Consider the following 21,567-nt stretch of genomic DNA (forward strand, 5'->3'; position numbering starts at 1 on the left):
TCAGGCCGCCTTGGCGTTGCCGGACATGATCATATGGGCGATGTCGTCGGCGGTGAGGTCGCCGAGCGGCCGGTCCACATATTTGCGGCCTGCGCCCATGATGACGACGCGATCGGCCAGCGCCACGACGTCACGCATGTTGTGGCTGATCAGGATGACGGTGCGCCCGTCGGCCTTGAGCTTGCGGATGAGGTCGAGGACGAGGGCGCTTTCCTTGACGCCGAGCGCCGCCGTTGGCTCGTCCATGATGATGATCTCGGCGTTCCAGCGCAGCGCGCGCGAGATCGCCACCGCCTGGCGCTGGCCGCCCGAGAGCCGCTCCACGGGCCTCGTCATGTCGGTGACGGCGGCCGAGAGCTGCGACAGATAGCGGCGCGATTCCGCGATCATCTTCTTCTTGTCGAGCACGCGCAGGAAGGGCAGCAGCACCGGCTTGGTCAGTTCCGAGCCCATGAAGACGTTCTGGGCGATGGAGAGGCGCGGGGCCAGCGCGAGGTCCTGGTAGATCGTCGCCACGCCATGGCTAAGCGCGTCATGGGGCGAGCCGAAGACGACCGGCTTTCCCCGCATGCTGACGGTGCCGCTGGTCGCCTCCTCGGCGCCGGAGATCACCTTGATCAGGCTCGACTTGCCGGCGCCATTGTCGCCGCACAGCGCCACGACCTCGCCCGGGAAGATGTCGAGATCGACCTCGCGCACGGCGACGACGGCGCCGTAGCTCTTGCCGATGCCGCGCAGGGAGAGGAGGGGGGTGGGTTCGGTCATGGCGTTTAACCAGCTTGCTATGCACCAGCGGCCGGGTGCGGCCTGCCCCCTCTCCCCTTGCGGGAGAGGGTTGGGGTGAGGGGTCGCGCGACGCTGCTCGCTAGCGACTTGATGCAGTGCGCCCCCTCATCCGTCTCGGCTTCGCCGAGCCACCTTCTCCCGCAGGGGGAGAAGGAATAGAGCATCACTTCTTCAGGAACTGCTGGACGTTGTTCTTGTCGACCAGCACGGCGTCCATGAAGAGATAGGGGCCGCTGGCGACGGTCTCCTTCGGCTTCTTCTCGACGACGATGGTCTGGACGGCATCGACCGCCTTCTTGCCCATCTCCTCGAAGGGCACGGCGACGGTCGCCATGAAGGTCGAGCTGGGGTCGGCGATGCGCTCATAGCTCTCCTGGCCGCCATCGACCGAGACGAGCGGGATCTGGCCCTTCTTGATCCCCTGGGCCTGCAGCAGGTCGTCGATGATGTAGGCCTGCCCGTCGAAGGAGGCCCAGATGCCGTTGACCTTGCCCTGGTTCTGCAGGAGCAGCGCCTGCATGCCGGAGCGGACATCGTCGCGCCAGCTCTGGGTGCGGCCCATCGAGAACTTGCCGAGCTCCTTCACCGCCTGGTTCTCGGAGAGCACGGCGTCGAGGATCTTGCCGCGGATGCGCGAGGCGACGTTGAGGTCGAAGCGCGAGGTCAGGATGTTGCCCTGATAACCGAGCTGGCCGAGCAGGTAGAGCGCGGCATCGGCGCCGATCTTGTATTCGTTCGACTGGATGTCGAAGAGCGCATGCGGGCTCGAGCCCGACTGCACGGTGATGACCGGGATCTTGGCATCCTTCGCCGCCTTGAACTGGGCGTCGGCCTCGACCGGCTTGCCCATGGCGATGATGATCGCGTCGACCTTTTTGGCGATCAGCGCGTCGAACTGCTCGGCGTGCTTGGGCAGCGCGCCTTCCGAGTTCAGCAGCGTGACGTTCCAGCCCTTGGCCTTGGCGGCGGCCGCCGCCGCATTGGCGACGCGGGCATGCGTCTCCGACGAGAACTGGAAGCCGATGACGCCGAGCTCGAAGGCGCCGGCGGATTGGCCGAGCGCCAGGAGCGCGGCCGCCGCGACCAGCATTTTGCGCAAACCGAACATGTGAACTCCCCTCTTCTGTTTCTTTGAGCGCAGACTCTGGATCTCAGACCTTGAACGCCACCTTCCGGATCGCGCTGGCCGAGAAGGCGACGGAGCCGATCATGATCGCGCCGAGCATGATGTCCTGAACGTAATAGGCGGCGCCGAGCAGCACCAAGCCATTGCCGAGCACCTTGAGCACCAGCGCCGCGAAGACCGTGCCGGGCACGTTGGGCTTGCCGGGCTCGAACATGGTCATGCCGAGCAGCACGGCGGCGATGGCATAGAGCAGGTAGTCGCCCGCCATGTTCGGCGCGGCCGAGGACAGGTTGGCGGCGAGCAGCACCGCCATGATGCCGGCGAAGACGCCTGCGAGCAGCAGGCCGATGCGCTTCATCCGCGCGGTGGCGATGCCGGCGAGACGGGCCGCCTCATCCGCCTCGCCGGTCGCGACCATATGGGCGCCGGTGCGGGTCCATTTGACCAGCCCCCAGGCGAAGAGCGTGGCGCCGGCCAGCCAGAGCACGAGATTGGGAATACCGAAGCTGGAGCCGCGCGCCAGCCCGGTGAACTGGGTCGGCCAGCGGCCGGTGAAGGCGACGCCCTGCGTGATCATGAAGGCGCAGCCGCGCGCGATGGCGCCGGTGCTCAGCGTCATGATCAGGGAGGGGATGCGCAGCCGCGTCACCCCGAAGCCGTTGAGCGTCCCGAAGACCACGCCGACGGCCAGCGCCGCCGCGACCGCCGCCGCCGGTGGATACTGGAGCTTGATCAGCCAGCCGCAGACCACGGCCGCGAGGCTCGCGACCTCGGCGACGGAGAGATCGAGCTCAGCCACGATGAAGGCAAGCGTGAAACCCAGCGCCAGGATGGCGAGGAAGCTCGTATCCTTCAGCACGTTGATGATGTTCGTCGCCGTGGCGAAATTCGGCGCGAAGATCAGGAAGAACAGGATCAGCGCCAGCCCGGCGAGCGCCGTGCCGTAGCGGCCGATCAATTCGCGCAGGTGGACGCCGCCCATCCGGTTCAGGCTCCCTTCGCGATGGTCGAGATCGGCGACAGGATCTCGATGCCGCCGGTGATCGGGATCAGCGCGCCGGTGACGAAGGCGGCGCCGTCCGAAAGCAGGAAAGCGATCACGTTGGCGACATCCTCGGGCCGTCCCAGTCTTCCCAGCGGCGTCCGCTGCGCCGCGCCCTCGACCAGCGCGTTGAACTGCTGAGCGAATCCGTTGCGCACCATTGGCGTATCGATGATGCCCGGCGCAACCGCATTCACGCGGATTCCATGCGGCCCGAGCTGCTGGGCCATGCCGTAGGTGAGGGTCGCGACGCCGCCCTTGGCCGAGCCATAGGCGAGATTGGCGCCGCCATTGCTGTGGGCGATCGAGGAGATGTGGACGATCGAGCCGCCCTCGCTTTGGTCGATCATCTGGCGGGCGGCGGCTTTCGAGATGCGGAAGACGGCCGAAAGGTTGATGTCGACGAGCCTGTCCCACTCGTCATCCTCCATCTCGACCAGCGGCACGGGGCGCGAAGCGCCGGCGCCGGTCACGAGATGGTCGAGCCGGCCGAAGCGCGTGGCGGCGAGATCGATCGCCGCCTGCGCGAAGTCGCGCTCGCGGACATCGCCGGCCAGCGTTTGCGCTTCGCCGCCTGCGGCCGTGATGTCGGCGGAGAGCGCATCGAGCCCGGCCTGATCGAGCCCGCAGAGCAGGAGGCGGTGGCCGGCAGCTGCGAGCGTCGTGGCGAGGACCGAGCCGATGCCGCCGGAGGCGCCGGTGATGAGCGTGACGGGCTTGGTCGTGGCGGGCCTGGTCATCTCAGGCCGCCTTGCGGGCTTCATAGGCGCGCACCAGGGCGTGGGCGCGCTTCGGGTCGACCGGATTCAGAGTCTGGCGGTCTTTCTTGATCGAGGTGCCGATGATGAAGATGTCGGCGACCTCCGAGAGCCGGGCGATATTCTCCTCGGCGACGCCGGTACCGACCGCGACGGGGGTATCCGGGACCTGCTTCGCAACCCGCTCGATCACCGAGATGTCCGCCTCCTTGCCGGCGGCCGGGCCGCCGACGCAGACGACATCCGCGAGCCCGATGAAGACCGCGCCCGAGGCATGCTGCTCGACGGGGCGCGTGTCGAGATTGATCGAGAAGCCCGGCGTGACGTTGCAGATGATGCGGATGTTCTCCGCGCCGAGATTGGCGCGCAGGCGCAAGGCGCGGGCGCCGTCCGGCGTCATCATGCCGATATCGCCGGCGAGCAGCCCGGTCAGGAAGGCGCGCACGAAGCGCCCGCCCGTGGCATGGGCGACGGCGATGGAGGCGGGCGGGTCGATCAGCATGTTGACGCCGTGCGGCAGCTTCGTCTGCGCCTGGCATTCGGCGATCACCTCGGTCATCGCCGCGACGACCTCGACCGGCATGTTGGCCTCATAGGGCATGTCGGATTCATTGGTGTAGAGCAAAGCGTGGAAGCCGGCCTCCTCCAGGATCCGGGCCTCTTCCTTCGCCTGCTTGACGATCTTCCGCATGCCGCCGCTGCGGTCGTAGAGCGGCGTGCCGGGCAGGGCGAGCGTATGGACGCAGCCGACCAGCAGATGGTCGCGGCCATATTCGGTCTGGACGAGGGTCTTCATGGCGTCGGGTCCTTACGGAGACGATGGCGTGGCATGGATGCCGGGCAGGCTGCCGGCGCTGCGCGAGAGCCCGGCGAGATCGGCCGAGATCGGCGCGAGCGCGACCTCGGCCCGGCGGAAGACGGCAAACAGGGCGTCATAGGCTTCGCGACGAGCCGGATCAGGTTCGTAGCGCCGGGCGGGGGTGACGAGCGCCTCCTGCGCCGCCGCGAGCGAGGGGAAGCGGCCGAGCCCCGTCCAGGCGATGATGGCGGCGCCGAGCAGGCCGGGTTCCTTCGCGGCACCGACCACGACCGGGCGATTGCAGAGATCGGCCTTGATCTGCGCCCAGACCGGGTTGGAAGCGGCACCGCCGCCGAATCGGATCTCGCCGACCGGGGCGCCGAGCGCGGCCTCGGCCCGTTCCAGCACGATGCGGTTGAGGCAGGCGACACCTTCCAGAACGGCAAAAGCGAGATCTGTCGCGCCATGCTGGCGGCCAAGTCCGAGGAAGGCGCCACGCAAGGCCGGGTTCCAATAAGGCACGCGCTCGCCCTGGAGATAGGGCAGGAAGACCAATGGCTGCGGATGGCGCCGCCCGGCGAGCAGCTTGCCGATGCCGTCGCCGACATCCGCGAAGCCGCGCTCCGTGCCGCCGAGCAGGGACACCAGCCAGGCGGCGGTGTCGGCGCCATTCTGGCTGGGGCCGCCGAGCTGCCAGAGTCCGCGCCAGTCGACCGTCAGCAGGCCCTCAGTGGCAGCGGCCTGCTCGCCGACGACGCCGAGGACTTCGGTGGTGCCGGAGATGTTGTAGGCGAAGCCGGGCCGCATCGCGCCCAGCCCGGTCACGGCGACCCAGGTATCGCTGGACGAGCAGAAGACCGGCACACCCGCCAATCGCCCGAGCGCGCCGGGCAGACCCGGCTGGACCGGCCCAAGCACCGCGCAAGGCTCCAGCACCTGCGGGATGATCGCGGCGTTCAGCCCGATAGCAGAGAGCGCATCGCCATCTCCCGCCACTTCGGTGCAGGCCATCAGCCGCGCCATCGAGACGGGATCGCCCGCCTGCCGGCCGGTGAGGCGGAAATTCAGCCAGTCCTTCGGCTCCAGCACGCTGGCCAGCGCCCGGAAGCTCGCTTCCTCCTCCTCGGCCAGCCAGGCGAGGCGCGCCAGCGGATGGAAGGCATTGATGCGTTCGGCTTCGGGATGATCCGCGAGCCGTTCGTGCAGGCGGGTGGCCGCCGCTTCCGAACGGGTGTCCTTCCAGGTGATCGCCGGCCGGAGCTGGCGGCCGTCACGGCCGAGAAAGACCTGCGTGCGGGTGACGCCGCAGATGGCGATGCCTTCGACTGTGCCGAACAGTTCGGGCTCGGCCTCCGCGAGCTTGGCGGCCGCTTCGCAAAGAATCGTCCACCAGGCTTCGGCATCGACCTCCGACCAGCCCATGCGGTCGATCAGCGTCGGGCCGATGATGACGCTTTCGGCCAGCGTCCGGCCTTGTCGGTCGATGAGCGCGGCGCGGAAGCTGGTGCCGCCGAGATCGCAGGCGAGGACCACGCTCATGGAGTGACGCTCCCGACCTGCCGGCGGATGGTGAAGCGGTAGATGTCGCCGCGGATCAGGTTGTCGCTGAGCTCGATCACGCCGCCGACCGCGTCGCGGGCGATGCGCTGCGAGCGGAAGATCGCGGTGCCCGAGGGGATGCCGAGATGGCCGGCGTCTTCGGACTCGGCCGCGAGCGGTTCCAGCGTCTCCTCGACGGTCGCGACATGGATACCGCGGCACTTGGCGAGGTAGCGGTAGAGCGAGGCATCCATCAATTCATCCGGTTTCACCGAGCCGAGCACGCCGGCGCCGAGGCGCGAGCGTTGCAGCACGGCCGGCTGGTCGTCGAGGCTGCGCAGGCGCAGGAGGTCGACGATGCCGTCGCGGGCGATGTCGGCGCCGAACAAGGTGAACTCGGCCGGAGTCGCTTCGCGGGTGGCGAGGGCGAGCACCCGCGTCTTCGGCACGCGGCCGGCCATGCGGGCTTCGCTGTGGAAGTCGACGATGCTGCCGAGATGCTTGGTGATGTGGCGCGGCCGGTAGAAGGTGCCCTTGCCCTGCCGGCGCTCGATCAGGCCCTGGTCCTGCAACTGCTTCAGTGCGGCACGGATCGTGGTGCGGCTCGCGCCGTAGCGTTCGCAAAGCTCATGCTCGGAGGGGATCGCCCGAGAATCGTCGCCCCCGGCCGCAAGGCCGAGTTCGAGACTATGGGCGATCTCCTGATAACGGATCATGCGGCATTCCCGGCGGGATGCCGTATAGGAAGATACAAATCCGATACAAGTCAAGCGGTGCGGCGCGCCGCCTGCAAGATTTCGTCGACGAGCCGCTGCGAGGCCAGGGCCTCCTCGCCGGAGACGGCGGGATCGCGGCCTTGTTCGATCGCGTCGAGGAAATCGGCGATGACGGCGCGGTGGGCGTCGTGCGGGAAATCCATGATGTTGGCGCCGCTGCCGGTCGAGCCCTCGGCCTCGACCACCTCCTCGCGCCCGTCGAGGAAGGCGAGGCGAAGCCGTCCGCCGATCAGCGAGGCGAAGCCCTTCGTGCCGGTGATCTCGATGCGCTCGGGATAGCCCGGATACGCGGCCGTCGTCGTCATCAGCGTGGCGGGGGCGCCGCTCGCGGTCTCCAGCAGGGCAGAGACGTAATCCTCCGTCTCCATGCGGTGGATCGCGGTGGTCCGGCTCTGCGCGGCCACGACCTTCGAGACGCCGACCAGCGAGCGAAACAGGTCGAGCGAATGGATCGCCTGGGTCAACAGCACGCCGCCGCCGTCGCGGGCCAGCGTGCCGCGGCCCGGCTCGTCGTAATAGCTCTGCGGACGCCACCACGGCACGGTCAGAAACGCCGCCTCGACGCTGCCGAGTTCGCCGGAATCGAGCGCAGCCTTGAGGCGCAGGCTCGCCGGCCGGAAGCGATGCTGCAGCGTGACGCCGAAGGTTTTCCCGGTGCGGCGGGCGGTGTCGACGAGGCGCTGGCCGCGCTCGCTGGTCAGCTCCAGAGGCTTTTCGACCAGAACATGTTTGCCGGCTTCAAGGCAGAGGGCGGAGACGTCGAGATGGCTCGAGGGCGGCGTGAGCACGATGGCGGCATCGACGGTGGGGTCCGCCAGCACGGCATCGAGATCGGTCGTAGTCGGGAAGGGGAATTGCTGCGCATAGGCCTTGGCGCGGTCCGGCGTGCGGCTGACCGCCCAGCGCACTTCGGCACGGCCGGCCAGATCGACGAGGCTCTTCGAGTGCGGCAGGGAGGCGGGCCCGAGCCCGATCACGGCGATGCCGAGCTTGCGTGTCATGGCGTTTCCTCAGGATCGCGCTTCAGGCCGCACCGGCAGCCAGGCCGCCTTCGCCTGCGCCTCCAGGGCGAGGCGGCAGACGGTGAAGGTGTGGCGCTGGCTCACGGCCGTCTCACTGCGGGCGCCGATATCCACGATCAGGTCGCGAAAATAGGTCAGAGGCTCGTGCGAGGCGTCGATATGGCGGGTGCCGGACTTGTCGACGAGGAAGACATGGTCGGTGCCCGGCCGGCCGGCGATATCGACATATTTGCGCAATTCGATGGTACCCTCGGTGCCGAGGATGGTGAGGCGCCCGTCGCCCCAGGTCGGCAGGCCGTCAGCGGTGAACCAGTCGACGCGAATATAGCCGCCGGCCCGGTCGCTGCGCAGCAGGATCTCGCCGAAATCCTCGAAATCGGGGACGTCCGGCCCACCGAAATGGCCGACGCCGGAGGCGACGATTGCCGCATCGTTCGAGCCGGTGAAGTGCAGGAACTGGTCGATCTGATGGGAGGCGATATCGGTCAGGATGCCGCCATAATGGCGCTTGTCGAAGAACCAGCCCGGCCGGATCGCCCGGTTGAAGCGATGCGGCCCGAGGCCGAGCGTCTGGACGACGCGGCCGATCGCGCCGTCGGCAATCAATTTGCCGGCTATAATCGTCGCGGGAACGATGAAGCGCTCGGAGAAGCAGACCGAGAAGATGCGCCCGGTCTCCGCTGCCGCCTGCTCGACCGCGGCGAGCTGGTCGAAATCGGTGACGCCGGGCTTGTCGACCATCACATCCTTGCCCGCCCGCATCGCGCGGATGGCGATGGCGGCGCGCTCAGCAGGGATGGCGGCGCAGAGGATGAGATCGATCGCGGGATCGTCGATCAGCCGGCCCGCGCTCACCTCCGGCAGGGTCGGAAAGCGCTCGCGGAAACCGTCGAGCACCCGCTCGTCACTGGTCGCGGGATCGAAGCCGACGCAGGTCGCGCCGGCTGCGAGGAGACCACCGACCATATGGTAGATATGGCGGTGGTCGAGGCCGATGGCGGCGAAGCGCATGCCGGATAGCTCCTATTGCGGCGCCCCGTGGCCGACGCCGACCTCCTGGTCCCAGCGGCGGAAGGCGGCGACGAGGCGCTCCGGCGTCAGCGGCGGCCGGGTCGGCAGGGTCTCGATCAGCTTGTCGTATTCGGGGCGGCCGAATTCGGCGAGCACGTCGCGGCTCTCCTGCGGCGCCTGCGCCAGGGTGACGCCCTTCACTGCCGGGCCGGGATAGAAATAGCCCTTGTCGAAGGTGAAGGCCTGCGCCTCCGGCTTCAGCATGTAGGACATCAGCGCGAGCAGGGCCGGCATCTTCTCGGCCGCCGTGCCCTTCGGGATGCACATGAACTGCGTGTCGGGAATCCAATGGGTCTTGTCGAGAACGAAGACTTTGGCCTCCTTCGGCACGATGCCGAGCGCGCGCGGGTTGATGTCCCAGCCCAGCGTCGAGACGATGACGTCGCGGGTGCCTTCGCCGAGCTCCTTCATTGTCGCGGCGGTGCCGCCGGGGTAATAGTCGATGCCGGTGCCGAGCTCCTTGAGATAGGCCCAGCTCTTGTCCCAGCCCTTCATCGGGTCGCTCGGGTCGGAATCGCCGAGGATGTAGGGCAGGCCCTGCAGCCAGGTCCAGCCGGGGCCGGAATTGACGGGGCGGGCATAGGTGAAGCGCTTCGGGTTCTGCTTCACATAGGCAAGCAGATCCTCGGCCGTCTTCGGCACGGTCTTGAGCCGGTCCGGCGCATATTCGAAGAGCGGGCCGGAGGGCGAGTAGACCACGGCGACGCCTTCGTTCTGGCCGAAGTTGCGCTGCATCATCAGCGCCTGCTCGTGATAGATCTCCTCGGCCTTGGGCAGGCTCGCGGCATGCGATTTCCAGACATCGACCCAGAGCCCCTGCTGGATGCCGTCCGACATGGCGCCGGGGCCGGTGAGCACGAGGTCGATATCGACGCGGTTGGCCGCCTGCTGCGCCTTGAGCTTGCCCGGCAGCTCCGGCGAGGGCGCGCGCGAGAAGTTCAGCCGCGAGATGAGTTTCGGATTGTCCTTGCCGAAGCGTTCGATAGCCGCCTGGGTGAGCTGCAGATTGCCGGCGACGTCGATGATGTTGAGCGCAACAGGCCCGGATGCGGCTTGCGCGAAGGCGCCTCCAGCCTTGAGCGCGGCGAGGCCGGCCGCGCCGGCCATGACGGTGCGTCGTGTCGGATGTGTCATGTTCTCTCCCTGGGTTCACGGCTCTCTTCTGACGTCATGAGCGACGCCGTGGAGCCCTTACGCTGGGATACTAGTGCACTACTTTCAGTGCCAACAAGCGCATTCCTGCGCATGGCCGGCATCCATTTGTCGAAGCCGGAACGTGCTTCAGGCCGAATTCAACAGCAGCGCCTCGGCGGCCCGGCTCAGGAGCGGGGCTGCGGCGCCGTGGATCTCATAGAGCTGGCTGGCATCGACGCTGACGAGGTCCGGCACGGCGAAGCCATCCATGGTCCCCTCGGCCCGGAACAGCGCATTGAAATGCGCCCAAAGTTGCGGATTGCTGGCGAAGGGACCGCTGACCGCAATGCGGGCCGGAAACAATAATCGGCAGGCATTGGCCAGCGCCCGCGCCAAGGTCCGGCAGGCCGTGTCGATCTCCGGCAAGGCGAGGAGGTCGAGCCCGGCGAACTGGCGGGACAGGCGCTTCTCGTCCTCGTCGAGCGCCGGCCAGTGCCGGCGCAAGGCCGGGAGCAGCGCCCAGAGCGCGGCGCCGGTTTCGAGGCAGCCGGTATTGCCGCAGCCGCAGGGCCGGTCCCCCAGCGCGGCCAGCCGCCAATGGCCGAGCTCGCCGAAAGAGCCGGCCGGGGCGAAGGGCCTGCCGTCTTCGGCATAGGCGAGGCCGATGCCCCAGCCCCAATGCAGCAGGAGCGTGCCGCCGCTGAACTGCTCGGGATCGCGGGCGGCACGGGCGCGCAGTTCGGCATCGAGATTGCGGCAGATCTCGACCGGCCCGGCAATAGGCGCAAGGACCGCTTCGACATCGAGTCCGCGCATCCGCGGCCAGCGCGAGGCCAAGAGCCATTGGCCGCGGCGCAGGTCGATCAGGCCGGAGAGCGAGACCGCCGTGCCGGCATGGCTCATGCCGGGCGGCATCGCCTCCAGCAGGGTCCGCGCCAGCGCGGCCATGGCTTCGGCGATGGTCTCGTTGCTGGCCTCCGCCTCGATCGGCATGCGGCGCTCGGTGACCAGATGCCCGCTGAGATCGACCAGCGCGCCGAACAGGGATTGGCTGGAGACATGGATGACGGAGGCGCCGATCCGTCGATTATGGGCCAGCAGGATGGCGGAGGGGCGGCCTCGGCCCGTGGCTTCGCCGGTCGTTTCGATGACGAGGCGGCGCGCCACCAGATCCCCGACCACGCGCGAGGTGCTGGTCGAGCGCAGGTCGAGCAGGCGGCTGAGGTCGCCGCGCGAATGGGCCTGGCCGGCGAGGATCAAGCCATAGGCACGAGCGCAGTCGCGCTGATGCGCCAGTCCGAAGCGTGTTTCGTCGAGCGCGATCAGACTCATGGCAGCTTCGGGAACGAGCGCCGCATTTCAGAACGGTTGCGTTCAAAATTAATCATTGCGTTCCGGAGCGGCCTTGGTGAAGCTCAGTGCCAGAATATCGGAAATTTTAGCTCGCAAAAGGTTCAAAAATCGATGATCGAGATGCATGTCGCCTCCGACAAGGATCTTCTCGGCCGGCAGGCGGCGGCGCTGGGCGCGCAAGCGATCCGCGAGGCGATCGCACGTGACGGGGAAGCCTCGATCGTCGTCGCGACCGGCGCGAGCCAGTTCGAGATGCTGTCGCATCTGGTCAAGGCCGAGGGCATCGACTGGTCGAAGGTCACCGCCTTCCATCTCGACGAATATGTCGGCCTGCCCGAGACGCATCCGGCGAGCTTCCGGCGCTATCTGCGCCTGCGCTTCATGGCGCCCCTGAATGATGCGCCGCGCTTCGTTCCCGTCGATGGCGAGGGCGATCCGCAGGCGAATGCGAAGGCGCTGAGCGGCCTGATCGCCGGCCGGCGCATCTGCGTCTGCTTCGCCGGCATCGGCGAGAACTGCCACCTCGCCTTCAACGATCCGCCGGCCGATTTCGAGACGGAAGAGCCCTATATCGTCGTGGAGCTGGACGAGGCCTGCCGGCGCCAGCAATTCGGCGAGGGCTGGTTCCCGAGCTTCGAGGCGGTGCCGCAGCAGGCGATCTCGATGAGCATCCGCCAGATCATGAAGAGCGAATTGATCGTGCTCTCGGTCTCCGACACCCGCAAGGCCGAGGCCGCGAAGGCGGCACTGGAAGGGCCGGTCAGCAATCTCAGCCCCGCCTCGATCCTGCAGACGCATCCGCGCACCGTGCTCTTCATCGATCCGGCCGCCGCCGCGCTGCTGACTCGGAAGGGCTGAGGGATGCGCACGCCCGGACTCGTCGATCTCCAGATCAACGGCTTCGCCGGGGTCGACTTCAATTCCGGGACGATCACGGCCGCCGAGCTCGACCGGGCGCTGGAGGCGATGCTGGCGACCGGCGTCACCACTTGCCTGCCGACGATCATCACGGCGCATCCCCACGAGCTGGAAGCGCGCTTCGCGGCGCTCGACAAGGCGGTCGCTGAGAGCCGCCTCGGGCCGCTGATGTGCCCCGGCTATCATCTCGAAGGGCCGTTCCTCAATCCGGCCGGCGGCTATGCCGGCTGCCATCCGCCCGAGGCGATGACGGCGGCGGATGCCGGCCTGATCGCGAAGCTGGAGCAAGACCTCGCACGGCCGATCCTGATGGTGACGCTGGCTCCCGAGGTCGCGGGCGGGATTGCGCTCGCGGCTGCGCTGGCACGTCTAGGCAAGGTCGTCGCCATCGGCCATGCGGCGGTCGATTTCGAGATCGTGGCGGCGGCGGCCGATGCCGGCGCGACGCTCTCGACCCATCTCGGCAACGGCCTACCGCAGCAGATGCACAAGCTGGTCAACCCGCTCTTCGCGCAGCTCGCGGAGGACCGGCTGATGGCGGGCTTCATCGCCGACGGCATCCATATCCATCCGAAGGCGCTGAAGAGCCTGATCCGAGCCAAGGGGCTCGAACGCTCGATCCTGGTCACCGACGCGGTCGTGGCGGCCGGCGCTGAGCCGGGGCGCTACAGCTTCGCCGGCATGCCGGTCGATCTGGCGGCTGACGGCTCGGTGCGCCAGCCCGGCGGCGTTTCGCTCGCAGGTTCGGCGCTCAAGCTCGACGACGCCGTGCGCAACGTCGTCGCCTGGGGCATCGCGACGCCGGAGGAGGCGGTGGCGATGGCCTCGACCCATGCGCTGGCCGCGATTGCGGGCGCCTTGGCTAAGGCCGGCATCGCCTTGCCGGAGAGCGAGATCGCATGGTCGCCGGAATTGCGGGTGCGCAGCGTCCGGGTCGGCGACATCACGCGCGAATTTGCTGCGCCCGCAGCGGCCTGAAGACGTCACCATCAAACAAAAGGGGAGAACCATGACGGAATTCTCGAAGGGTATTGATCGCCGCGCCGTCCTCGGAGGGCTCGGGGCGCTGGCGACCGGAGCGAGCGGCGCCTTCGCCGCTTCGCCGCCGCTGCCTTCCGCGCCGGTCGCGATCAACATCATCGATGTCGGCGGGGCGCTGGCGCTGATGCAGCAGGCTTTCGACGATTATCGCAGCGCCAACCCCAAGCTGGTCTCGCGCATCACCTATGTGAAGGCGCCGGCGCCGGAGCTCGCGAGCAAGATCAAGGCGCAGCAGGATGCCGGCCGCTCCGATCTCGACCTCGTGCTGACCGGTTCGGACGGCCTCGCGGCCGGGCTCGAGCAGAATCTCTGGCTCAAGATCTTCCCGGATTTCGCCGACAAGTTCCCCGGTCTCGAGGAGAACTACGAGCCGGCGGCGCTCAACCTGCACAAGGCGCAGGGTGCGGGCTTCGGCGTGGTGATGAACTACTATCCGTCCGGCCCGCTGCTCGAATACATGCCCGACCGCGTCAAACAGGTGCCGACCACGGCGGAGGAGCTGCTCGCCTGGGCCAAGGCCCATCCCAACAAGTTCATGTATGCGCGCCCGACCAATTCGGGACCCGGCCGCACCTTCATGATGGGCCTGCCCTATCTGCTGGGGGACAAGGACCCGCAGGATCCGGTCGGCGGCTGGGACAAGAGCTGGGCCTATCTGCAGGAACTCGGCCAGCACATCGAGTATTACCCGGCCGGCACCGGCGCGACGATGAAGGAGTTCGGCGACGGCTCGCGTGACATCATCATCTCGACGACGGGCTGGGACATCAACCCGCGTGCGCTCGGCATCGTGCCGAAGGAAGCGAAGATCCAGACGCTGAAGGGCTTCCACTGGGTCTCGGACGCCTTCTTCATGTGCGTGCCGAAGGGGGTGCCGAACGACCGCCTCGCCGTGGTGCTCGACATCATGGCGCATGTGCTGCAGCCGAAGATGCAGGCCTATTCCTATGACGAGGGCTATCTCTATCCGGGTCCGGCGGTGAAGAACGTGCCGCTCTCGCTGGCGCCGAAGCGCAGCCAGGAGGTCATCGCGGAATTCGGCCGGCCGGAATATGCCGAGCTCATCGCCAAGAACCCGATCGAGCTGCCGCTGAAGCCCGACAAGATGGTCGTCGCCTTCCGCAAATGGGACGAGCTCGTCGGCGCCAAGCAGCGCAAGGGCTGAGTTCTTCCCTGCACGTCATTCTCGGGCGTCGCGTCAGCGCCGACCCGAGAATCTCCGGACAAGAAGGTGGGGGAGCCTCCTCCGGCACGAGACGCTCGGGGCAAGCCCGAGCATGACGGCCTGCTTTCAAGCCGAGGCGGGAGCCTCGCCCTCGCCCAATCGCCAGAACAGCCTGACGCCGCCGTCGCCGGTGCTTTCGAGGCCGGGCACGGCCGAGAGCAGCTTCTTGGTATAGTCGTGCTGCGGGTTGTCGAAGATGTCGTCGCGGGGACCTTCCTCGACGATGCGGCCCTCATGCATGACGATGACACGGTCGGCAACCTGCTCGACCACGCCGAGATCGTGGCTGATGAACAGGCAGGAGAAGCCGTGCTTCTTCTGCAGGTCGTCGAAGAGTTCCAGCACCTGCGCGCGCACGGTCACGTCGAGCGCCGAGACCGGCTCGTCGGCGATGACGAAGCTCGGCCGCCGCACGATGGCGCGGGCGATGGCGACGCGCTGGCGCTGGCCGCCGGAAAGCTCGTGCGGATAGCGATCGGCGAAGCCGTCCTTCAGCCCGACCTCGGCCAGCACCTCGGCGACGCGGGCCTTCTTCTGAGCGCCGCTCATCGCCTCGACCAGCCGTAGCGGTTCGCCAACGAGCTGGCCGATGGTCATGCGCGGGTCGAGCGACGAATAGGGGTCCTGGAAGACCATCTGACAGTTGAGCCGGTAGTCCCAATAGGCGGTGTCGCTCTTCGCGATCGGCTTGCCGTTGAACAGGATCTCGCCGCCCGAGGGCTTGACCAACCCGGCGATCGACTGGCCGAGCGTCGTCTTGCCCGAGCCGGAGCCGCCGACCACCGCGACGACCTCGCCCGGCTGCACGTCGATGCTGATGCCGTGCAGGGCGCGCTTGGGCGCGCTCTTGCGGAAGAAGCCCTGGCGGCCGGGATAGTCGACGATAAGGTCGCGCACGGCGACGATGGGGGTCTGGTCCTGCGGGAGGAAGCGGGCCGGCAGGCGCTGCGGCATCGCGGCCAGCAGCTTGCGGGTATAGGGGTGCTGCGGCCGGGCGAGGATGTCCTCGGCCGAGCCCTGCTCGACGACGTCGCCCTGGCACATCACGACGATGCGGCTGCAATAGCGCGCGACCATGCCGAGATCATGCGAGATCAGCAGCACGGCGGTGTCGTTGGCCTGGGTCAGGTCGACCATCAGCTCCATCACGTCGCGCTGGACCACGGCGTCGAGCGCGGTGGTCGGCTCGTCGGCGAGGAGCAGAGCGGGTTTCAGCAGCATCACGGAGGCCAGCATGATGCGCTGGCGCATGCCGCCGGAGAACTGGTGCGGGTAGGAGTCGAGCGCCCCTTCCGGATCGCGCAGGCCGACGCGCCGGAGCATGTCGAGGATCAGCGCCTTGCGCCCGGAGGCATCGAGCTTGCGATGCAGCTCAAGCCCCTCGTCGAGCTGGCGGCCGATCAGCATGGAGGGGTTGAGCGAGGTCATCGGCTCCTGGAAGACCATGCCGACGCGGGAGCCGCGCATGGCGCGCAGATCCTTGCCGGACATGGCCATCACATCCTGGCCCTCGAAGCGGATGGCGCCGCCGGTCAGGCGCACGGCCGGCGGGATGAAGCCCATCACGGCCCGCGCGGCCAGCGTCTTGCCCGAGCCGGATTCGCCGACGATGCCGACGATCTCGCCCGGGAAGACCTGGAAGGAGACGTCGTTGACGACGCTGCGGCCGCTGGCGCCGATCTTCAGCGTGAGATGGGCAACGTCGAGAAGAGGTGCAGCGGCCTTGTTCGACGCGTTTTCTTCACGCGAACCGGTGCCCACTTCGCTTGAAAACGCTTTGGTGGTCATCGCGAGCCCCTCATCCGTGGGTCGAGCTTGTCGCGCAGCGCGTCGCCGAGCAGGTTGATGCCGAGCAGGGTCAGCGAGATGCACAGGCCCGGGAAGATGCCGAGCCAGGCGGCCTGGTCGATATAGGGCCGAGAACCGGCGAGCATGTTGCCCCAGGTCGGGGCCGGCGGCGGCACGCCGAGACCGAGGAAGGAGAGCGCGCTCTCGGCCAGCAGCACATAGCCGAACATCGAGGTCGCCAGCACGGTCAGCGGCGCGATGCAGTTCGGCAGGATGTGGCGGAGCATGGTGAAGCCCTCGCCATTGCCCATGACGCGGGAGGCTGCGATGAATTCGCGCTCGCGCAGCGAGAGCACCGTGCCGCGTACGACGCGCGCCACCGAGGGCGTATAGGCGATGCCCAGCGCGACGATGATGCCGTATTTGTTGGCGCCGAGCACGGCAAGCAGGCCGAGCGCCAGCAGGATGCCGGGGAAGGCGAGCAGTGCGTCGTTGAAGGCCATGATGACGCGGTCGGTCCAGCCGCGCATATAGCCGGAGAACAGGCCGATCGTGGTGCCCATCACGACGGCGAGCGTCACGGTCAGGATGCTGATCCACACGCTCGTCGCAGCACCCGCCATCAGGCGCGAGAGCACGTCGCGGCCGAACTCGTCGGTGCCGAGCCAGTGCAGCGCATTGGGCGCCACGAGCTTCTCGCGGAAGGAGAGCTTGAGCGGGTCGTAGGGCGTCCAGAGCGCGCCGGTGCCGGCGGCGGCGAGCAGGATCGCGATCAGCGTGCCGCCGACGAGCGCATTGGGGGCGGGGAGCTTCAGGCGGCGCTCGCCGCTCATCGTGCTGCTGCGGGTCATTGTGCCGTCGCCGCTCATTGCGCAGTCACCCTTGGATCGAAGACCGGGTAGCAGAGGTCGATGACGAGGTTCACCAGCACATAGGTGAAGGCGACGAAGAGCATGCAGCCCTGGATGACCGGGTAGTCGCGCGCGAAGATCGCATCGACGAGCAGGCGGCCCAATCCAGGGATGGTGAAGACGGTCTCGACGACCGCAATGCCGCCGAGCAGGTTGCCGAGCACGAGGCCGATCAGCGTCCAGGTCGGGCCGAAGGCGTTCTTGAAGGCGTGGCGCCAGAGCACGGCGCTCTCGCTGAGGCCCTTGGCGCGGGCATGGGTGATGTAGTCGAGCCGGAGCACCTCCAGCGTCGAGGCGCGTGCCATGCGCAGGATGACGCCCATCTCGTGCAGGAACAGCGTCAGGATCGGCATGATCAGGTAGAGCAGGCCGGCCTTGGCGTTCTCGGCGATCGAGACATAGCCGACGACCGGCAGCCAGCCGAGCTTGAGGCCGAAGAAGAGCAAGAGCAGCAGGCCGAGCCAGAAGGTCGGGATCGAGAGCAGCAGCGTGGCGGCGCTGACGAGGCCGATATCGAGGGACGAATCCTGCTTCCAGGCGGCGATCACGCCGGCTGGAACGGCAAACAGGCTCGCCAGCAGCACGGCAACGAGCACGATCTGCGCGCTGACCGCAAAACGCTGCAGGATCAGCGGCAGCACCGCCTGCTGCGACGAGATCGACTGGCCGAAATCGCCGTGCAGGACATGGCCGAACCAGATGCCGAACTGGACCGGCAGGCTCTGGTCGAGGCCGAGCCGGCCGCGCAGATCGGCGAGGCTCGCCGGCGTCGCCAGATCGCCCAGCATCAACTGCGCCGGATCACCCGGTATCAGCCGGATCAGGACGAAGACCGACACCGCCACGATCAGCAGCGTCGGCAACGCCATCCCTATCCGCGTCAGCGCAAAGCGAAACATGCAAGCCTCCCAAGCTCGACGATCCCGGAAGCCGCCTACTTGGCGACGCTGACTTCCCAGAGCCGCAGCTGCGACGCCCAGGGCGTCACGCCGGTCACGCGCTTGGAATGGGCGATGATGTCGAGATCGTTATGGGTGAAGATCGTCGGCACCTGCTCGATGAAGCGCTTGTGCAATTCGTCGAAGAGCTTCTGGCGCTCGGCCGGATCGGTCACCACCATCGACTTGTCGATCAGGGCGAGCGCTTCGGGATCCTCCCAGACTTTGCGCGGCTGCTTGTCCTTCGGGCCGGAGATCTGCTCGAAGCCGAGCGCGGGGTCGAAGCGGCTCGAATAGGAGAAGGCCTGCATCTGGTAGTTGCCCTTGTTGTAGCGGTCGAGCTGCGTCGCCCACTCAAGGACCTCGATCTCGGCGTTGATGCCGACCGCCTGCATCATCGCCTGGGCGATGACCGCGGTGTTGAAGCTCGGCACCGAGGAGCGCTTGTTGGCGAGGATGGTGATCTTCTCGCCCTTGTAGCCGGCCTTCTGGAGCAGGGCCTTGGCCGCGGCGGGATCGTATTTGAAGCCCTGCTTCTCGGCCTCGCCATAGTATTTCGAGGTCATGTAGACCGGCGAGTTGTTGGGCTTGCCGAGGCCGTTGCTGACATTGGCGACAAGCTCGGGGAAGTCGATCGCGGCGGCGATCGCCTGGCGCAGGGCCTGGTTCTTCATCAGCGGGTCTCGCGTCTGGATGATCAGGCTGTGGCGGACCGGGTTGGGGGCGATCGCCAGCGTGACATTGGGGGCGTTCTTCAGGTCGGGCACGTCCGATTCCGGCATCAGCGCCATGTCGAGCGAGCCTGCGAGCAGGCCGGCCTTCACCGTCGCCGCATCGGGGATGACCAGGAAGCGCGCTTCCTTCACCAGCGGGCGCTTGGAGCCGATATAGCCATCGCGCTTGTCGCCCTTCGGCGAGACGTACTGGTCGAAGGCGAGGAGCTGGACCGACTGGCCGCGCTTCCATTCGCCGAGCATGAAGGGGCCGGTGCCGACCGGCTTGTCCCAGCTCCCGTCGGCCTTGACGGAATCCTTGTGGATCACGGCCGTGCCGCCGCAATCGGCGCGGGCGAGCGTGTCGAGGAAGAGCCCGTTCGGCTTGTCGATCTCCATGACGAAGGTATCGGCATCCGGGGCCGTGGCGGAGACGACCTTGAGGCCGCTGCGCCCGTCGAGATCGGAGAGGCAGCGCCAGTCGGTCTTCGGGTCCATGTAGCGGTTCCAGCTCCACAGCACGTCGGCCGAGGTCATGGTCGCGCCGTTATGGAACTTCACGCCCTTGCGCAGGCGGAAGGTATAGGTCTTGCCGTCGGGCGAGATCTCGACCTTTTCCGCCAGCAGCGGGCCGACCGAGCCGTCCTCGGCATAGCCGACGAGGCCCTCGACCATGTGCATCTCGACGGCGTCGGTGTTGCCGTCCCGGTTCACGCCGGGATTGGTCGAGCGGATGTCGGCATTGAGCACGGCGGTGAGCGTTTGCGCGTTGACCGCGCCCGCCGACAGGGCGAGCGCAAAGGCGGAAGCGAACAGACGGTTCATGGTCATTCCCCTGTTGTCGTTGCTGTCGTGATCGACATGCTTATCGGTTTAGCCGTCAGGCGGCCTTGCGGGCGCTGCGGAGCTTCTTGAGCTCGCCGGCGAAGAAGTCCTCGACGGTCGGCACGACCTTCTGGCCGTCATGCGGCGTGTTCGGCACGAGGTCGAAGCGGGCGGCGATGCCGTGTTCGGCGAAGTTGTCGCGCAAGCTTGCCAGCCGCTCCGGCCGCGTCGCGCCGGCATGGTTGGCGTCCGGCATCCAGTTGCGGCCGCCGGGCTTGTGGGTGATCTCCCAGGTCTCGAGATCGGCAGCGCCGACGATCATCTGAACCGCGACCTTCCGCATGGCGGGGATGTCGAGCTCCTGGCCGAAGAGTTCGGCGAAGTTGCGGGTGCCGACCCACCAGTCGCGCGTCGGATCGAGCAGGGTCACCGAGCCGGGCGCGCCGATCGAGACGCCCCAGAGCCTGTGCGGCTGCAGCATCAGGAAGCGATGGGCGAAATGGCCGCCGCCGGAATAGCCGAACAGGCCGAAGCGCTCGAAGGCGAGACGATAGCGCTCGCAGACCTCGTCGACGATGGCGAGCAGGACGTGGTCGTAACGGAGATTGCCCTCGCGCATGTATTTGAAGCCGTCGCGATAGCCGTCGCCCATCACGCCGATCGGGAAGAGCGGCGCCAGGATGATGCAGTTGTTCCAGCGGGCGAAGGCCGAGAAGGCGTCGCGATAGCCGGTGAAGCCGCGGCCGGTTCCGTGCATCGCGACGATCAGCTCCGGCTTCTCGCCGGTCTTTCCGAGATTCGGCGGCACATAGAGGCAGTAGGGGAAGCGCGGATCGTGCTTCGCCGAATAGATCGAGGTCGGCCCGTATTCGTAGAGCGCCTTGCCGCGCGCGGCTGCCTCGTCTTCCGGCTTGCCGGTCTGTTCTGCCACGGCGCTCACGGGCCTGCTCCTCTGGTGAAATTATTGGCGCCAATTATGTTGCATGTTATGGTCCGTTCCGCAACCAACTTCTGCCGCGCCGGACAATTCCTGCTAGAGCATTGATTTGCCCCATTTTGTTTACGCGAACCGGTGTCGATTTCGCTCGAGAATGCTTTAGAGAGCCTGCCATGACGTCCGAGCGGAAACGCAAAAACACCGGCACCCGACGGGCCGACCTCGCCAATGCGATCGCGGAGGCCATCCGCCTGCGGATGTATCGACCGGGCGAATGGCTGCGCCAGATCGATTTGGAGGAACGTTTCGAGGCGACGCGCTTCGACGTGCGCGGCGCCCTCGACGAGCTCGCCGCGCGCAAGACGATCGAGCATGTCCCGAACCGGGGCTACCGCGTCGCCGAGATCGACATGAAGACCTATCAGGAGATCGTCGCGATCCGGGTCATGCTCGAGACGGCGGCGGCGGAAAGAGCGGTCGCGCGCATCGACGAAGCCGGGATCGCGCGGCTCGACGAACTGGCGGCGCAGTTCTCGGCCGCCGTATTGACCGGCAGCCGCACCGAGCAGAGCGAGATCAACCACGCCTTCCATCAACTGATGTACTCCTTCTGCGGAAATGCCGTGTTGCAGGAGACGATCTGGGCCTTGCGCGATCGCGGGCGCGGCTCGCGGATCACGGTGTGGAGCTCGCATGAATCTCTGCTGCGCAGCGACCGCGAGCACTATGCGATGATGGAGGCCCTGAAGGCGCGCGACGCCGGCCGCCTTGCCGCCCTGGTCGCGACGCATGTCGCCAAGGGGGCTACGCTGGTGCCGCCACTGGCTGTGCCGGTGTGAGCCGCAGCGTTTCCGCGCCGGGAAGC

At 67.4% G+C, this 21,567-nt stretch carries 20 protein-coding genes; 4 read left to right on the forward strand and 16 right to left on the reverse strand.

The features are described from left to right. The 11 genes from GY40_RS12470 to GY40_RS12520 all read right to left on the reverse strand — a co-directional run bounded on the left by GY40_RS12470 (window position 1) and on the right by GY40_RS12520 (window position 11,385). The gene (locus GY40_RS12470; protein ID WP_038362775.1) at window positions 1-765 is read right to left on the reverse strand and encodes an ATP-binding cassette domain-containing protein; all 765 of its coding nucleotides are present in this window, start codon (window positions 763-765) and stop codon (window positions 1-3) included. 184 nt (window positions 766-949) lie between these two features. Then, window positions 950-1,894, reverse strand: coding sequence for a sugar ABC transporter substrate-binding protein (locus GY40_RS12475; RefSeq protein WP_038362776.1), 945 nt, complete (start codon window positions 1,892-1,894; stop codon window positions 950-952). A gap of 43 nt (window positions 1,895-1,937) precedes the next feature. Next, window positions 1,938-2,894 carry an ABC transporter permease gene (locus tag GY40_RS12480; RefSeq protein ID WP_197062743.1) on the reverse strand — a complete coding sequence of 319 codons (957 nt, stop codon included), beginning with the start codon at window positions 2,892-2,894 and terminating at the stop codon, window positions 1,938-1,940. A gap of 5 nt (window positions 2,895-2,899) precedes the next feature. After that, the gene (locus GY40_RS12485) at window positions 2,900-3,694 is read right to left on the reverse strand and encodes an SDR family NAD(P)-dependent oxidoreductase (protein WP_051987909.1); all 795 of its coding nucleotides are present in this window, start codon (window positions 3,692-3,694) and stop codon (window positions 2,900-2,902) included. 1 nt (window position 3,695) lies between these two features. Beyond that, window positions 3,696-4,508 carry a BtpA/SgcQ family protein gene (locus GY40_RS12490; protein ID WP_038362777.1) on the reverse strand — a complete coding sequence of 271 codons (813 nt, stop codon included), beginning with the start codon at window positions 4,506-4,508 and terminating at the stop codon, window positions 3,696-3,698. A 12-nt stretch (window positions 4,509-4,520) separates the two neighbouring features. Continuing rightward, on the reverse strand, window positions 4,521-6,050 hold the full coding sequence (locus GY40_RS12495) for a xylulokinase (protein ID WP_051987911.1): 1,530 nt from the start codon (window positions 6,048-6,050) through the stop codon (window positions 4,521-4,523). Then, a complete protein-coding gene (locus GY40_RS12500; RefSeq protein WP_038362779.1) occupies window positions 6,047-6,766 on the reverse strand; it encodes a GntR family transcriptional regulator in 720 nt (239 codons plus the stop codon). Before GY40_RS12500 ends, GY40_RS12495 begins: the two co-directional genes overlap by 4 nt. A 50-nt stretch (window positions 6,767-6,816) precedes the next feature. Next, window positions 6,817-7,827: a Gfo/Idh/MocA family protein gene (locus GY40_RS12505; protein ID WP_038362781.1), complete on the reverse strand. Its 1,011-nt coding sequence runs from the start codon at window positions 7,825-7,827 to the stop codon at window positions 6,817-6,819. Between the two features lie 9 nt (window positions 7,828-7,836). After that, window positions 7,837-8,859 (reverse strand): Gfo/Idh/MocA family protein, encoded by a 1,023-nt coding sequence (locus GY40_RS12510; protein WP_038362783.1) that lies wholly within the window; start codon window positions 8,857-8,859, stop codon window positions 7,837-7,839. A gap of 12 nt (window positions 8,860-8,871) precedes the next feature. Next, window positions 8,872-10,053, reverse strand: a complete 1,182-nt coding sequence (locus GY40_RS12515; RefSeq protein ID WP_038362785.1) for an extracellular solute-binding protein — start codon at window positions 10,051-10,053, stop codon at window positions 8,872-8,874. Window positions 10,054-10,200: 147 nt separating this feature from the next. Next, the gene (locus GY40_RS12520) at window positions 10,201-11,385 is read right to left on the reverse strand and encodes an ROK family protein (protein ID WP_038362787.1); all 1,185 of its coding nucleotides are present in this window, start codon (window positions 11,383-11,385) and stop codon (window positions 10,201-10,203) included. 132 nt (window positions 11,386-11,517) lie between these two features. On the opposite strand from GY40_RS12520, the gene GY40_RS12525 reads away from it, so the two are divergent. From GY40_RS12525 to GY40_RS12535, 3 genes are read left to right on the forward strand one after another with little or no spacing between them, the layout of a single operon-like run. Continuing rightward, window positions 11,518-12,264: a glucosamine-6-phosphate deaminase gene (locus tag GY40_RS12525; RefSeq protein ID WP_038362788.1), complete on the forward strand. Its 747-nt coding sequence runs from the start codon at window positions 11,518-11,520 to the stop codon at window positions 12,262-12,264. 3 nt (window positions 12,265-12,267) lie between these two features. Further along, window positions 12,268-13,302, forward strand: a complete 1,035-nt coding sequence (locus GY40_RS12530) for an N-acetylglucosamine-6-phosphate deacetylase (RefSeq protein ID WP_038362789.1) — start codon at window positions 12,268-12,270, stop codon at window positions 13,300-13,302. A 31-nt stretch (window positions 13,303-13,333) separates the two neighbouring features. Then, window positions 13,334-14,530 carry an extracellular solute-binding protein gene (locus tag GY40_RS12535; RefSeq protein ID WP_038362791.1) on the forward strand — a complete coding sequence of 399 codons (1,197 nt, stop codon included), beginning with the start codon at window positions 13,334-13,336 and terminating at the stop codon, window positions 14,528-14,530. Window positions 14,531-14,656: 126 nt separating this feature from the next. Here GY40_RS12535 and GY40_RS12540 read toward each other — a convergent pair whose 3' ends face one another. From GY40_RS12540 to GY40_RS12560, 5 genes are read right to left on the reverse strand one after another with little or no spacing between them, the layout of a single operon-like run. Beyond that, complete coding sequence (locus GY40_RS12540) at window positions 14,657-16,378, reverse strand: ABC transporter ATP-binding protein (RefSeq protein WP_081925355.1); 1,722 nt, start codon at window positions 16,376-16,378, stop codon at window positions 14,657-14,659. After that, entirely contained in the window at window positions 16,375-17,193 is an 819-nt protein-coding gene (locus GY40_RS12545) for an ABC transporter permease (protein ID WP_038364018.1), read from the reverse strand. Before GY40_RS12545 ends, GY40_RS12540 begins: the two co-directional genes overlap by 4 nt. A 50-nt stretch (window positions 17,194-17,243) precedes the next feature. Next, complete coding sequence (locus GY40_RS12550) at window positions 17,244-18,188, reverse strand: ABC transporter permease (protein ID WP_038362793.1); 945 nt, start codon at window positions 18,186-18,188, stop codon at window positions 17,244-17,246. Window positions 18,189-18,223: 35 nt separating this feature from the next. Continuing rightward, window positions 18,224-19,765, reverse strand: coding sequence for an ABC transporter substrate-binding protein (locus tag GY40_RS12555; protein ID WP_038364020.1), 1,542 nt, complete (start codon window positions 19,763-19,765; stop codon window positions 18,224-18,226). A gap of 55 nt (window positions 19,766-19,820) precedes the next feature. Next, window positions 19,821-20,696, reverse strand: coding sequence for an alpha/beta hydrolase family protein (locus GY40_RS12560; protein WP_038364022.1), 876 nt, complete (start codon window positions 20,694-20,696; stop codon window positions 19,821-19,823). 179 nt (window positions 20,697-20,875) lie between these two features. Between GY40_RS12560 and GY40_RS12565 the strand changes: the two genes are divergently transcribed. Next, window positions 20,876-21,541: a GntR family transcriptional regulator gene (locus GY40_RS12565; RefSeq protein WP_051987912.1), complete on the forward strand. Its 666-nt coding sequence runs from the start codon at window positions 20,876-20,878 to the stop codon at window positions 21,539-21,541. Window positions 21,542-21,567 lie beyond the last annotated feature (26 nt).

This window comes from Allobosea sp. UNC402CLCol (assembly GCF_000745475.1).
In the GTDB taxonomy this organism is placed as follows: Bacteria; Pseudomonadota; Alphaproteobacteria; order Rhizobiales; family Beijerinckiaceae; genus Allobosea; species Allobosea spartocytisi.

Coding starts and splice junctions, on each gene's coding strand:
- GY40_RS12470 (WP_038362775.1), bottom strand. CDS start 765: ATGACCGAACCCACCCCCCTCCTCTCCCTGCGCGGCATCGGCAAGAGC.
- GY40_RS12475 (WP_038362776.1), bottom strand. CDS start 1,894: ATGTTCGGTTTGCGCAAAATGCTGGTCGCGGCGGCCGCGCTCCTGGCG.
- GY40_RS12480 (WP_197062743.1), bottom strand. CDS start 2,894: ATGGGCGGCGTCCACCTGCGCGAATTGATCGGCCGCTACGGCACGGCG.
- GY40_RS12485 (WP_051987909.1), bottom strand. CDS start 3,694: ATGACCAGGCCCGCCACGACCAAGCCCGTCACGCTCATCACCGGCGCC.
- GY40_RS12490 (WP_038362777.1), bottom strand. CDS start 4,508: ATGAAGACCCTCGTCCAGACCGAATATGGCCGCGACCATCTGCTGGTC.
- GY40_RS12495 (WP_051987911.1), bottom strand. CDS start 6,050: ATGAGCGTGGTCCTCGCCTGCGATCTCGGCGGCACCAGCTTCCGCGCC.
- GY40_RS12500 (WP_038362779.1), bottom strand. CDS start 6,766: ATGATCCGTTATCAGGAGATCGCCCATAGTCTCGAACTCGGCCTTGCG.
- GY40_RS12505 (WP_038362781.1), bottom strand. CDS start 7,827: ATGACACGCAAGCTCGGCATCGCCGTGATCGGGCTCGGGCCCGCCTCC.
- GY40_RS12510 (WP_038362783.1), bottom strand. CDS start 8,859: ATGCGCTTCGCCGCCATCGGCCTCGACCACCGCCATATCTACCATATG.
- GY40_RS12515 (WP_038362785.1), bottom strand. CDS start 10,053: ATGACACATCCGACACGACGCACCGTCATGGCCGGCGCGGCCGGCCTC.
- GY40_RS12520 (WP_038362787.1), bottom strand. CDS start 11,385: ATGAGTCTGATCGCGCTCGACGAAACACGCTTCGGACTGGCGCATCAG.
- GY40_RS12525 (WP_038362788.1), top strand. CDS start 11,518: ATGATCGAGATGCATGTCGCCTCCGACAAGGATCTTCTCGGCCGGCAG.
- GY40_RS12530 (WP_038362789.1), top strand. CDS start 12,268: ATGCGCACGCCCGGACTCGTCGATCTCCAGATCAACGGCTTCGCCGGG.
- GY40_RS12535 (WP_038362791.1), top strand. CDS start 13,334: ATGACGGAATTCTCGAAGGGTATTGATCGCCGCGCCGTCCTCGGAGGG.
- GY40_RS12540 (WP_081925355.1), bottom strand. CDS start 16,378: ATGACCACCAAAGCGTTTTCAAGCGAAGTGGGCACCGGTTCGCGTGAA.
- GY40_RS12550 (WP_038362793.1), bottom strand. CDS start 18,188: ATGTTTCGCTTTGCGCTGACGCGGATAGGGATGGCGTTGCCGACGCTG.
- GY40_RS12555 (WP_038364020.1), bottom strand. CDS start 19,765: ATGAACCGTCTGTTCGCTTCCGCCTTTGCGCTCGCCCTGTCGGCGGGC.
- GY40_RS12565 (WP_051987912.1), top strand. CDS start 20,876: ATGACGTCCGAGCGGAAACGCAAAAACACCGGCACCCGACGGGCCGAC.